The organism is Alkalihalobacillus sp. CinArs1 (assembly GCF_947387515.1).
Lineage (GTDB): Bacteria > Bacillota > Bacilli > Bacillales > Guptibacillaceae > Guptibacillus.
Genome location: NZ_CANDOB010000001.1, coordinates 821,598 through 835,660 on the forward strand (window position 1 = coordinate 821,598; position 14,063 = coordinate 835,660).

Genomic DNA, 14,063 nt, shown 5'->3' on the forward strand with positions numbered 1-14,063 from the left:
TGATTATGTGTTCGATTGATAAGGTACTCTCACTGTAAAATTACTCAAATCTCCGCGATACCTTGCAATCGAATACTCAAAGACCTCATCATTCTCTAAATAACCTCTTGTCTTAATCAACTGAATTGCACTAGTCGAGTCGACTGCAAGAAGATCAGCGTCTTCTTTATTAGCATTTGAGGCTTCAATCACACGATCCGCATAGCCAATTTGAAATTGATACTTCTTTTCTAGCGTTTTATAAAGTGAATACTGCTCAAGGTCTTCATCAATAAGTCCTTCCGCTAACTTTACTGGAATATACGTTGTGACGATTACATAAGGTTCTCCATTTACGCATCGCAGTCTTTCTAAGCGATAGAACTGTTCAAAGTTTCCTTCGAATACTTCTTCAAGAGTCGAATCAACTCCAACAACTTCCTTTTTTAAAACTGTAGTGGAAAAATCAAGTCCCTTCTCAGCCATTTCCTCTGAAAAACTCGTTAAATTTTGTAGAAACCACTGGCTAATCTTCTGTTTCGCTACATAAGTTCCTCTTCCATGCTCCTTTCGTAGAAAGCCTTCTGAGACTAGTTCGTTGATCGCCTGCCTTACAGTAGGCCTACTAATCTCATAAATTTCGCCAAGTTCTCTCTCAGAAGGAATCAGCTCACCGGTTTCTAAGTCCCCCGATTTAATCCGCTCCTTCAAAATTTCTTTCAACTGATAATACAAAGGAATTGGAACATCCTTTTGAATTCTACGTGTCATTCCCATCATCCACCTTTTTATTAGAATAGTTTCATTCTAATAAAACTTCATCATGTTTGCATCTCAACAGAGATTAGTTTGTAGGTAATGACGTAATGTCGTCATTACCAGTTGCTATATACTAATTTAAACATCATCTTGGAAATAGGTCAATACATTGTATGAAATATTCTGAATTTAATTCAGAATATACTATCAAAACACCTCACCCGTAACTACAGAAGAAACAGGTGTGGTGCTGTCTCATTAAGAATAAAACTCAAGCCATGCCAAGGTTATCTTAAAATCTCATTTCTTAAATTCTCTTTCACAAACTGGACCTTATACGAAAACGTCTCCACCATTTCTTCTACATTTCCCCATTTCACTTTGCGATCCTTTACCATGCTTCCTACTACCTCAGGGTTCGGCCCCCCTGTAACGCTCCTTCGTTCAACGAAGGTTTTTGGATCGCAAATGTTTTTCCAGTCTTCTTCAGAAAGTTTTACGTCACCAATCCACTCATTCACTTCATCAGTGGTCACTTCATATAACTCCTTCTTTACCTCTGTTGCTTTTTTACTTACGAAGCTTGATAGCTGATGAGCTTTTCGGAAAGGCACGTCATAATCTCTTGCTAAGACGTCGGCTAACTCGGTAATCGTGATCATATTTGTTTTTGCTTGCTGTAGTGCGCGCTCTTTATCGAATTTCATTGTTGTCATAACCGCTGTGAGGAGTTTTATCACACGATTAGCTTTATGAAAGCCATTATATAGATGTGGCTGGAGATCATCTTCAGTATCCACGATATCGCCATATGGTGTGTTATGAATCATTTGAACCACGCTTAATCCTTCGCCGACTGCGCTACTAGCAAGAGCTCTTGAATGTTCCAAGGATACTGGATTTCTCTTCTGCGGCATAATGCTACTTACTTGCACATATGCATCAGAAACTTTGAGTAAGCCTACTTCATTGGATGCCATACGAAGAAGTTCTTGAATCCATCTTCCTATGTTCGTCATGACGCTTACTAACGTAAGAGCTGTTTCAAGCAAATAATCTCCAGTTCCAATCGCGTCATAAGAATTCTCCATCATGTCATTAAATCCCAAAAGCTCCACCATGCGTTCACGACTGATAGGAAATCCAGTTGTCGTAATGGCAGCTGCCCCCATCGGTGAACGGTTCACTGTATAGTAAGCTTGCCATAAACGATCAACGTCTCTTGAAAGATTATCCGAAATCGCTAGTAAATAATGACCGAATGTTGTAGGTTGAGCAGGCTGAGTGTGAGTGTGGGCCGGCATGATTGTATGGACGTGGTCTTTTGCTTGCGGAACAAGCGATTGCCCTAGTTTTTGTACATTATCCAAAAGTTCAAGTATATGATCACGTAGTACGATCCGATACATGGCTTCACCCATGTCATTTCGACTTCTAGCAATATGCATTTTCCCTGCCAAATCGTGTCCTATTAACTTCGCTATTTCTGCTTCTACGAGAAAGAAAAGGTCTTCATACTCTGGCATATAGTTCAGTAATTTTCTTTCCATACTTGCAACTTGATTGATCCCGTCTAAGATCTTCTTTGCTTCAACAACTGAAATAATCTGTTGTTCTTTCAGCATTATTGTATGAGCACGATGAATCATAAACATCGCATCAAACAAGTAGTCGCGCTGATCTTTGAAAACAGGTTTTAGCAGCTCGTCTACGTATGTTTTGCCAGGAAAACAGTCTCCATCCTCTAATTCAAAATCTATCTTTCGCTTATTCACGTTTTCACCCCGTTTGCTAGAGCGTATTTTCAGATTTAACTCCAAAGAATTTATACGAAATAATCATTACGATCGCGATAAGCCCAACCTGAATCATGCCATAAGCTGCCGCTTGTCCAAGGTTAAACATCCTTAGCTGGTTCATAATCTCGATTGATATAGGTCTGTTATCTAACGTATAGAGTAAGACCGAGGTTGGGAATTCGCCTACCGCCTGTACGAAGGCAAGTAACGTTCCACTTAAAACCCCCGGCATGATTATTGGTAACACGACTCTTCGGAACGTATAGAGCCATCTCGCCCCAAGGTTCTGTGCCGCTTCTTCAATCGAATCATCCATTTGCTCAAGTACAGCATTTGTTGACCTCACGACAAGCGGGATAAACCGTATAAAGTATGCAAGTGGTAAAATCCAGAACGTCCCAACTAGTACTTGACCAAAAGAGAAAATCGACTTACTGTTGAACGCTAAAATAAGATTCATTCCAACAACGGTTGCTGGTAATGCCCAAGGAAGCATAACTAGAATATCAAGTAAGTTCTTACCGAAGAATTTTCTTTTCACAAGGGCATAGGAAGTGATGATACCGAACACAAAACAGCCTAAACAAGCAAAGAAAGCCATAATCAAACTATTCCGCACCGGGTCCCAAATATTTGGATCCTCGAATAACAAACGATAGTTTTCTAGATTGAAAGTGGACGGATACTTCTGCCACGTCCAGGATCCTTCTGGTACAAAGGATAAGATCGCTAAAACTGCATGTGGTAATAATAGGACGATCATCGCTACGACGCCAAGGAACACCATCACCCATTTTAGAAGAGGGTTATTAACCTCGCTTCGGTGTGCACCTATCCCTTTTGATCCCATCCGATAGTCTCTTCGACTTTGGAACCATCTCATAAATAAGAGGAAAGTAATCGAAACAGCTGAGAGAATAACAGATTGCGTTGCGGCCATTTCTAGATCTCCATTAATTTTTGAGAAGTAGATTTGAAGACTTAGCACTCGGTAGCCACCAGCAAGTAAAAACGGTGCACTAAAGGAAGCCATCGAAACCATGAACACAAGGAGAGATGCAGCAACTAATGCAGGTGTTAATAGCGGAAACGTTACTTTCCAAAACACCCCAAGACGTCCTGACCCAAGATTGGCTGCTGACTCTTCAAGTGACGGATCTACATTGTTAAGTGCGGACGATACCGTCATATAAAAATATGGGTACATCGTATAGGCGTGAACGAGTAGAATACCTGTCACACCACCAATGCTAAACGGAACTTCTTCTAAATTCAGTAAGTCTTGAAGGGCTACTGGTATAATGCCCGCCTCTCCGTACAACCACATAAATGCCATAACACCGACAAGTGAAGGCAAGACAATCGGCATGATAGCAATCCCTGAGAAAAAGGAGCGTCCAGGAAAATTATATCGTGTAAAAATAAAAGCAAGCGGTACTCCTATACATGCGCTTAGCAAAACTGATAACAAGGATATGTAAACCGAATTCCATAACGCTTCTAAATTAGCCTTTGCTTTTGGGCCAAAGAAATCTACATAGTTTTGTAGGGTAAAGGAGCCATTCTTTCTAAAACTCTCAATAAACGTTTCGATCGTTGGGTATAAGACGTAGCCAACAAGAACTAGTATAATAGGGATTAGTAGAAGGATTGTTTTTCTTCTCTCTGCATTTAACATCCTACATCACTCCTTTGCCACTGGAACGATTCGAACCTGTTCGGGAGGAAGTTGAACATAAACATCAGATCCTTCTTGTAGATATGTGCTCGGACCCCGGTTCAAATCAGTCACTTTCAATGTGGCGCGACCTTCATTGACTTTTATGAAACTATGAACGGATTCTCCTGTGAATTGAACAAGATCTACTTTTCCCTTTAGTGCATTCACTTCTTCTATATTTGTTTTTGATAAGGTGATCGCTTCGGGGCGAACGGACATTTTTAACGTTTGATTCTTTAACGATTCATCCTCACTGGGAGCATCCGTATGAACAAGAAGGTTTAATTCCTCACAAAAAAAGCCTTCGTCACGTTTGGTCACTGCAAACAAATTCGTTTCTCCAATAAACTCTGCAACAAAATCATTTACCGGCTGATTATAAATTTCTGTTGGCGTCCCAATCTGTTGGCAATTTCCAACGTTGAATACCGCGATTCGGTCACTCATCGTGAGTGCTTCAACTTGGTCATGTGTTACATAAATAGTGGTGATTCCATACTCACGCTGCAAGCGGAGAATTTCATTTCTCATTTCATCTCGTAACCTCGCATCAAGGTTACTTAATGGCTCATCAAGTAATAAGATATCTGGTTCAATGACGAGTGCCCTTGCTAAAGCCACCCGCTGTTGCTGACCTCCACTTAACTGACTAACCTGACGATCAATAAAAGGCTTCAAGCGCACTTTCTCTAATACATCTTCTACTCTTCTTTTCACTTCACTTTTGTTCACTTTTCTTACTTTCAATCCGAAGGCTACATTTTCAAAAACTGTCATATGAGGAAAAAGGGCATAGTTTTGAAAAACCATGCCCGTATTTCTTTTTTCAGGTGACACTGTCGTCATATCTCGATCATCGAATTTTACCTTTCCAGCTGAAGGGTAATAAAATCCTGCGATCATCCTAAGGGTTGTTGTTTTACCACATCCACTTGGCCCAAGGAAAGTAAAGAACTCCCCTTCTTTAATCGTGATATCCAACTCTTTAACGGCAGTGATATCGCCAAATTGTTTTGTAATCTTAGATAAGGTTACTGCTGTCATGACCAACAACTCCTCTTTCTGGAGATCTATTCTTCTTTTTGCTTCTCACTGTTTTTAATGTTGTTGTCCCAGTGTTCCATCCACTCATCAGACTTTTCTTGGAAAACTTCCCAGTCGATTTCCATCGCATTGATTTCAGTTTCCTCGATCCAACTTGGTAGGTCACTAATATCATTTCTAGTTGGAATTCTGTAGTATTTTTCGGCTAGTAGCTTAGCTGCTTCTTCTGAATTTACAAACTCATAAAAAGCTTTCGCTGCCTCTGGATGTGGTGCTCCATCGACAATCGCAATTCCTTCTGTTAAGACTGGTGTTCCACTCTCAGGAATTACATAGCTAAACGGATAACCCTTTTCTTCAGCTAACATAACGGTATCCGGCATATTCCAAACAGAAAGATTCCCTACACCTTTTGCGACCTGGTTGTACATGATCTCAGGGTTCGCTGCATATTCTTTCGTGTTCTCATCTAATTTCTGGAGCCACTCATACCCAGCATCCGGGCTTTCAGTTTCTTTATAATCCCTATAGATCATCGAGGAGTAAATCGTACGCATCGTTCCAGAAGCAAGTGGATAACGAATAATCAGTTCATCTTCCCATTTAGGATCTACGAGGTCATCCCAGTCCTTTGGCGCATCTTCTTCAGAGATTTCTTTGTTGTTGTAAAGAATGACTTCAGGGGTTTGAGAAGTCCCTGACCAATACCAATCTTCGTCATGATACATAGCATCTAATGCGTCTGCATAGCTTGGCTCATATTTCTGCAAAAGCTCATCTGATTTAGCTTCATCAAACATCACTTGGGGAGCACCCCACCAAATGTCAGCTTGCGTATTATTTTTTTCTGAACGAACTCTGTCTAATATCTCTTGTGAGCCAAGATCGAGAAACTCCATATCAACATCGTATTCCGCTTCAAACTGCTTCTCAAATTCGCTTAAAATATCCTTTCCGTGCGGGGAATAAACAACGACTTTATCCTCTAAATCCCCTTCATTACCAGAGCTATCTCCATCTCCACTTGCTTGTTCATTCCCTGCCATACAGCCTGATAAGATAAGGCCAACCATTGTTACGAATATCATCCATCGAAATTGACGTTTCATAAACTCACTTCCCCCTTCTTATAATTGAATGATCGAATTATGTTCTTCAAGGAATAATGCCGCTGCCCCAACAATGCCGGCTTCCTTTCCAAACGTGGACGGTACAATTTTGCAGCTCTGTGGTGTGAAATGCTCAACAATTTCAATTAACGAATGCTTATAGTCCTCGAATGACTCGCTAACACCACCTCCTAAAATAACGAGATCTGGATCGAATAAAGACACATAATTTGCAATACCATATCCTAAATGTTCGATGGCGTTTTCAATTACTTCTTTCGCATCCTCATCCCCTTTTCTCCAACTCATAAAGGCTTCTTTTGCCGTTAGTCGTATGTTCTTTATTTCTGATAACTTATTTCCGATCGATGAACCACTTGCAACGCTCTCAAGAAACCCATAACCTTCATAAGTTGGATGATAGCTCTTAGCACTTTGATAATCTGTTACTATGTATCCCATCTCCCCTGCACTGTAATTACTGCCTCGAAACAGCTTGCCATTAAGAATCATGCCGCTGCCTATCCCAGTTCCTACAGCAATGAAAATAATATTTTGAAGTGCCTTACCAGCACCAAGCCACTTTTCACCAAGAACACTTGTATTCACATCATTTTCAACATAAACCGGATAAGGGAAGTATTCACTCGCTATTTTTCGAACGGGATAACGTTTCCAATTCAAACTTGGAGCGTCTAACACGATGCCATGTTCTACATTGGTTACACCGGGCACCCCAATCCCCATCCCAAGAATATCCTGATTACTTAAATCGAGATCATAGAGCATACTCGCTACCTCTTCTTGCAAGCGATCAAACAAACCCTTTTTAAGATGTTCGTTTGTTGAAAATTCTCGATACGCGTGAACTTCTCCATTTAAACACGCTACTCCAGCGGCTACTTTTGTGCCCCCTATATCAACCCCGATCACGTAGGCAGCTCGAGGATTAAAAACAAGATGAACAGGTTTGCGGCCACCGCTAATCGTTGATTCGCCTGGCCCTTTTTCCTCAATCCATCCCTCTTGCAACAGCTGTTCGACAATCATTGATACTGATGGTTTACTAATTTGAAGCCTTTTTGATATTTGTGAACGAGAAATCGGCTCAAAGTCCCGAATACATTTCAACACGAGTTGCTTATTCGTATTTTTGATAGATGCGGCATCGCTCTTTTGCATAGATGTGTACTCCTTTATAAATGATAAAAATGGCAGTACGGTCTTTAGTTAGTTAACAAAACTTACTAACGATTACTTTCTTTTATAAAGCGCACAAGCAAAAATGTAAAATACTGTTTATTAGCATTCTCGTTCATAGAGAGTAAAGATGCTCATTTATGCTTCAATATTCTTTATCTTGGTTTAAATTTAGAAAATTTTATTTATTTTGTTAAATCATTACTATCGAACTATCCAAACAGTACGAAAGTAGGTTCCAATTATTGGATGATTCTGCCTATAATGGTTTTAAGTTAGTTACGATGCATTACTAACTAATTTCACTTAGAGATGAAGGAGGATTTATTTGAAGAACCTGGGGAAAGTATTTTTATCGTTGTTTTTAATCATGTCTGCCTTTGGTACAAGTTCTACCCTAAGTTTTGCAAAAGAGTCGTCTAACAACGATTTAGCTCTATGGGAATCTGTTGTACCTTTAACAACAACAGCAAGCTTCATGAATACAGGGGCTCATCCTGATGATGAGAGAAGTCATTTCCTTGCTTATTTATCACGTGGACAAGGTGTCGATACGTCCTTTCTTCTATCTACTCGTGGTCAAGGCGGTCAAAATGAAATCGGTAGCGAGCTCGGGGACGCACTCGGTATTATCCGAACAAACGAATTACAAGCTTCCTCCAAAGTCCTTGGCATTGAAACCTTCTTCTTAAACGAAGACTTCGAAGATAGCATCAAAGACTTCGGTTTCTCCAAAACACCCGAAGAAACATTGAACAAGTGGGGAGAAACGGAGACGTATGAGCGCCTCATTCAGTATATCCGTACCTTTAAACCCGATATCATCATGCCCTCATTCCGTAACGTAGACAGCCAGCATGGTCATCACCGCGCCATGACGTTACTTACTCAAAAAGCTTTCGAAGATGCAGCAAATCCTTCCATTTTCCCCGAGCAGCTTGAAAATGGACTAACCACTTGGCAAATAAAGAAACTCTACCTCCCTGCTGAAACAGAAGCCCAAACCACTACCTCTATCCAGATCGGTATTTACGACGAACATTATGACATGACCTACCCACAGCTTGGCGAAAAAGCGCGTTACTTACATGAATCACAAGGCATGGGAAGAGATGTTGGAGATGGACCAGAAACTGTAGATTTACAGCTCGTTAAATCAACTGTTAGCGATATACCAGAACATGAAGATAGCACCTTCGAAAACATCCCTTACGATTTCGCAGAATACGCCAGGGTTCTTTCGAAAAGCGGTAATAAGTACAAACAAAAACTTATTCACCTTCAAAAGGATCTGGAACAAGTAAAAAGTGCGTATCCGAACCATAAAGAAGTTCTTTCTCGATCAGAAAAAGCTTACAATCAACTCCAAAAGCTTATCAAGAAGATCGAGAAAGACAAGAAGCTATCTGATGATTTAAGAAACACACTACACCATAAACTTCTAGTAAAGGAAGAACAACTAACAAACACGATGTTTACCGCAGCACAGCTACAAGTCGATGTTGAGGTTGTTGATCCGCAGTTAACTCCGGACGATACAACAAACGTAAGTGTTTCGATTACAAATAATGGTTCATCTAAAATCAAACGCCTATCGGCTTCTCTTTCCACTCCTGAAGACTGGATAGTAAAGGGGAAGCACCACTCTTCATCGTTAGCACCTGGAGATCAACTAACGTTTGACTTCAACGTCAAAGCAACATCAACAGACTATTATGAGGCGTACGCACAAAGCGCAATTAAAGCCAATATCAGCTTTAAAACAAAAGGGAAATCCGCTACAAAAACCTTTACGCCAGAAAAACGAGTTGCTTTGCTACCAGAAGTATCCGTCAAACCATCTCCTAAGAATTTAGTTATAAACACCAAAGACATAGATGAAAACGTAACAATGGATGTAGACATCGTGAAGTTTGCAGAAGGAGCTTTAGAAACAGACGTCGGACTTCAAATACCTGAAGGATGGACATCTGAGCCTGAAATACAGTCTGTTTCCTTTGCATCAGATGAACAGGCAAAAACCATTTCGTTTACACTAACCCCTTCAGATACTGTTGAAGAAGGCGAATTTAAGATCGTGCCTAAGGCCGAAGTCGGAAACGAAACGATCAGTAAAAACGTCCAAATGATCAAGTACGACCACATCGGGACAAATTATTATGTATCCGATGCGTCTGTGAGCGGCGTAGCATTCCCACTTGAATACCCAGCGAATCTCAAAATCGGTTATGTAGATAGTGGGTTTGATAAAGTAGCCGATCAATTATCTAACGTTGGCATGGATATTACACAATTAACCGAGCAAGATTTAGCTACAGGGGACCTCTCTCAATATGATACGATCGTCACTGGCATAAGAGCGTATCTTTCAAGAGAAGATTTGCTGCAGCATAATGAGCGGTTATTGGAATATGTGAACAATGGTGGTCACCTTGTCGTACAATACAATAAACCATGGGATAACTGGGACACGAACAAAACCGCTCCATATGAGCTCGAAATCGGACAACCTTCCATCGAGTGGCGCGTTACAGATGAAGACGCTCCGATTAACGTATTAAAACCTGAAGCACCGATTTTTAATTATCCAAATAAAATCAATCAATCTGATTGGGATAACTGGGTACAAGAACGAGGACTTTATTTCCCGATGAATTGGTCAGAGGAGTTTGAAACATACGTAAGCGTTGCGGATCCAGGTGAAGAGCCATTCGAAGGCGGGATCTTGAAGGCTGATTATGGAGAAGGTACTTACATCTATACGAACTTAGTTTGGTACCGTCAGATTCAGAACCAAGTTCCTGGTGGGTATCGCATTTTTACTAACTTGGTAAGCTATCCTTACTATGAAGAATAATATAGGCTAACCCTTCAATGTTTAAATGGTAACAAGTATAAAAAAACACCTTCAAAGTTGTATATCATGCTTTGAAGGTGTTTTTAAATTCAGTGAAAAATTACTGGTTCTCTATCTTATTACTCAGTTACTGTTCCTGCATCAGCTGGATGTACACCATGACGATAGAAGTCGGCATCAATTGGATCCAGTGGCTTACGTCCAAGAATAAGATCAGCAGCCTTTTCTGCCAGCATGAGTACAGGTGCGTGGATATTTCCGTTTGTTACATATGGCATTGCAGAGGCATCGACTACGCGAAGGCCTTCTACACCGTGTACCTTCATTGTTTCTGGGTCCACAACAGCCATTGGGTCTGTCTTAGGTCCCATCTTACACGTACATGATGGGTGAAGTGCCGTCTCAGCATCTTCTCTTACCCAATCAAGGATCTCCTCATCTGTTTGGACAGAAGGTCCTGGGGAAATTTCGCCGCCATTGTATTTTTGCATAGCAGGTTGAGACATGATGTTACGAGTAACGCGAATTGCCTCTACCCACTCACGCTTGTCCTGTTCAGTGGAAAGGTAGTTGTATACCATGCTTGGATGCTCTTTCGGATCTTTCGAGCGAATTTTTAGTGAACCACGAGCGTCAGAGTACATCGGTCCGATGTGAACTTGGAAGCCGTGTTTCGTTTCTGCTTTTTGACCATCGTAACGTACCGCTACAGGCAGGAAGTGGAACATCAAGTTCGGGTACTCAACATCCTCATTTGAACGGACGAATCCTCCACCTTCGAAGTGGTTCGTTGCGGCTGGGCCTGTACGATTAAGCATCCACTGCAAACCAATCCATGGCATACGAGCTTTGCTTAAGTTAGGCTGTTCAGAAACTGGTTCTGGACATGTGTGCTGCACATAAACTTCTAGGTGATCCTGAAGATTTTCACCAACACCTGGAAGATCTACAATCGGATCGATTCCAAGGGAACGAAGGTGTTTAGCGTCACCGATTCCATTTAGTTGAAGCATTTGCGGCGTCGCGATCGCACCACCTGAAAGAATAACTTCACCAGCTTTAACTTGATGCGTTTGTCCGTTGCGACGGTACGTTAACCCTGTCGCACGTTTCCCATCAAAATCAATGCCCGTTACAAAAGCACGTGTACGAACCGTCAAGTTTTCACGGTCCATGAATGGGTGTAGATACGCACGTGAAGCAGATAGACGTTGACCTTTGTAGACATGCTTATCAAACGGTCCAAATCCTTCCTGACGGAAACCGTTCACATCTGGAGTACGTGAATAACCAGCTTCTACACCTGCATTAAAAAATGCTTGGAATAGTGGATTTTTTGCAGGTCCACGCTCTAGTTTAATCGGTCCATCGTGACCGCGAAGCTCATCGTCTGGAGATGCTAGCGCATTTTCCAAGCGTTTGAAATATGGAAGGCAGTGTGCGAAGTTCCAGCTATCCATACCTTCGTCAGCACCCCAACGTTCATAGTCCATTGGGTTTCCTCGTTGGTAGATCATTCCGTTGATGGAACTAGATCCTCCAAGTACTTTTCCTCGTGCATGTGGGATGTTGCGCCCCTTCATGTAAGGCTCTGGGTCTGTTTCGTATTGCCAATCATATAAATCTTTTCCAGATGGGAAAGGAAGAGCTGCTGGCATTTGAATTAAAAGATCCCAAGAATAGTCACTACGCCCAGCTTCTAATACAAGCACGCTTTTCTTTCCATCTTCACTTAGACGGTTACCGAGTACAGAACCTGCACTACCGCCGCCTACGACTACGTAATCATATGATTCCATCATATTCTGTTCCTCCTTGATGTTGAAAATAGGAGAAGTAGTAGAAACAACGTCTACTCCCTTACCTATTACATGTATTTACTAGTTTGGTATGTTGTATGGTTAGCCTTCGTCGGCTTTTGTTAATTAATAATCGGTATCTTAGAACCAGTTGATCGTTTCTGGCTTCAGGTTTTGGAAGATATGCTTTGTTTCTGTATATTCCTCTAAACCAAGCTTTCCAAGTTCACGTCCGATACCAGATTGCTTGAATCCACCCCACGGTGCGTGAGGGAAATAGAGGTTGAATTCATTGATCCAAACTGTACCCATACGCATTTTCGCAGCACAGCGTTCAGCTTTCGCAATATCGGTTGTAAAGACGCCTCCAGCAAGGCCGTAAATGGAATCATTCGATAGCTTGATCGCATCTTCTTCTGTACGGAATTTCTCAACTGTGATGACAGGGCCAAATCCTTCTTCCTGCACCACTTTCATATCTGTTGTGCATTCAGTTAAGATCGTAGGCAAATAGAAGAAACCGTTTTGCAATTCAGGGTCTTCAGGACGTTTGCCGCCTACTTCTACTTTTGCACCTTCTTGAATTCCTGCTTCTACATACTTTTCTACTTTCGCAAGATGCTCTGCAGAAATAAGAGGACCCATCTGCGTATCTTCGTCAAATCCGCTTCCAAGCTTGAACTTCTTCACTCGCTCTACAAGCGCATTAACAAATTCATCGTGAATGCTTTCTTCTACAATCAGTCTTGTACCAGCTGAACAAATTTGTCCTGCATGGAAGAATACTCCGTTAAGAGCTTGATCGACTGCTAGATCAAAATCAGCATCTGCAAAGATCACGTTTGGGTTCTTCCCGCCAAGCTCGAGTGCGAGCTTCTTCACATTTGTGCTCGCAGATTGCATAATCTTTTTCCCTGTGGCAATACCACCGGTGAAGGAGATAAGATCAACATCTTCATTGATAGAAAGCTCTGCACCTACTGTGTGACCTGAACCAAGAACAAGGTTAGCAACACCAGCAGGCACTCCAGCTTCTTCAATTAGTTCAAATACTTTGATATGAGTGAGTGGTGTAATCTCACTTGGCTTAATGATCAACGTATTACCTGTCGCAAGTGCTGGAGCTAGTTTCCAAGATGCTTGAAGAAGAGGATAATTCCACGGTGTAATTTGCCCGCAAACTCCTACTGGTTCACGCACAACTTTACTGATGGAATTCGGGACAGGAGAATCGATGAGCTCTCCACCGTCTTTATCCGCAAGTTCCGCAAAATAACGGAACACCCCTGCGATATCATCCATGTCTCCGCGGCTTTCTTCGAATGTTTTACCTGTATCCAACGATTCTAAGTGAGCTAACTCCTCTTTGTCTCTTTCAATGAGCTCAGCAATTCTTCTAACGATTGCCCCTCGTTCAGTCGCTGGTGTCGTAGACCATTCGCCGTTATCAAAAGCTTCTCTTGCAGCAGCGATCGCAGCTTTTGCATCGGATTCATTTCCTTCTGGAACAACAGCGATCTCTTCCTGATTAAATGGGTTAATGATCGAACGTAATTTTCCAGAGTTCGCACCGACCCATTTTCCGTTTATGTATTGTTGTAGTTTAAGATCCATATCTATCAACTCCAATTTCGAAGTAAATTAATTATATTAAAAATTTATTTAACACAATTAACGTTAACACGTCTTATTTTTGGTGTCAAAATAAAATCTTAAGTACATAACCAAAGATTTAAGCCTCTCTAAGATGGGTATAATGAGTAGTATCCTCACTATCTCTATTCATTTTTTAACATC

9 protein-coding genes are annotated in these 14,063 nt (G+C 41.4%); 1 reads left to right on the plus strand and 8 read right to left on the minus strand.

The window, feature by feature from the left end; all coding sequences use genetic code 11:
• Positions 1-3: 3 nt before the first annotated feature.
• The 6 genes from PFZ69_RS04325 to PFZ69_RS04350 form a co-directional block, all read right to left on the minus strand.
• Complete coding sequence (locus PFZ69_RS04325) at positions 4-750, minus strand: GntR family transcriptional regulator (protein ID WP_270179786.1); 747 nt, start codon at positions 748-750, stop codon at positions 4-6.
• 275 nt (positions 751-1,025) lie between these two features.
• Positions 1,026-2,513 (minus strand): argininosuccinate lyase, encoded by a 1,488-nt coding sequence (gene argH, locus PFZ69_RS04330; protein WP_270179787.1) that lies wholly within the window; start codon positions 2,511-2,513, stop codon positions 1,026-1,028.
• Positions 2,514-2,529: 16 nt separating this feature from the next.
• Positions 2,530-4,215 carry an ABC transporter permease gene (locus PFZ69_RS04335; protein ID WP_270179788.1) on the minus strand — a complete coding sequence of 562 codons (1,686 nt, stop codon included), beginning with the start codon at positions 4,213-4,215 and terminating at the stop codon, positions 2,530-2,532.
• A gap of 6 nt (positions 4,216-4,221) precedes the next feature.
• Positions 4,222-5,301 carry an ABC transporter ATP-binding protein gene (locus PFZ69_RS04340; RefSeq protein ID WP_270179789.1) on the minus strand — a complete coding sequence of 360 codons (1,080 nt, stop codon included), beginning with the start codon at positions 5,299-5,301 and terminating at the stop codon, positions 4,222-4,224.
• A gap of 26 nt (positions 5,302-5,327) precedes the next feature.
• The gene (locus PFZ69_RS04345; RefSeq protein WP_270179790.1) at positions 5,328-6,410 is read right to left on the minus strand and encodes an extracellular solute-binding protein; all 1,083 of its coding nucleotides are present in this window, start codon (positions 6,408-6,410) and stop codon (positions 5,328-5,330) included.
• 18 nt (positions 6,411-6,428) lie between these two features.
• Positions 6,429-7,592 (minus strand): ROK family transcriptional regulator, encoded by a 1,164-nt coding sequence (locus PFZ69_RS04350; protein ID WP_270179791.1) that lies wholly within the window; start codon positions 7,590-7,592, stop codon positions 6,429-6,431.
• Positions 7,593-7,938: 346 nt separating this feature from the next.
• Between PFZ69_RS04350 and PFZ69_RS04355 the strand changes: the two genes are divergently transcribed.
• Positions 7,939-10,467 (plus strand): PIG-L family deacetylase, encoded by a 2,529-nt coding sequence (locus PFZ69_RS04355; RefSeq protein ID WP_270179792.1) that lies wholly within the window; start codon positions 7,939-7,941, stop codon positions 10,465-10,467.
• 119 nt (positions 10,468-10,586) lie between these two features.
• Here PFZ69_RS04355 and betA read toward each other — a convergent pair whose 3' ends face one another.
• Together betA and betB are read right to left on the minus strand one after the other, a co-directional pair.
• The gene (gene betA / locus PFZ69_RS04360) at positions 10,587-12,269 is read right to left on the minus strand and encodes a choline dehydrogenase (protein ID WP_270179793.1); all 1,683 of its coding nucleotides are present in this window, start codon (positions 12,267-12,269) and stop codon (positions 10,587-10,589) included.
• Positions 12,270-12,407: 138 nt separating this feature from the next.
• Entirely contained in the window at positions 12,408-13,880 is a 1,473-nt protein-coding gene (betB, locus tag PFZ69_RS04365; protein ID WP_270179794.1) for a betaine-aldehyde dehydrogenase, read from the minus strand.
• Positions 13,881-14,063: the final 183 nt, after the last annotated feature.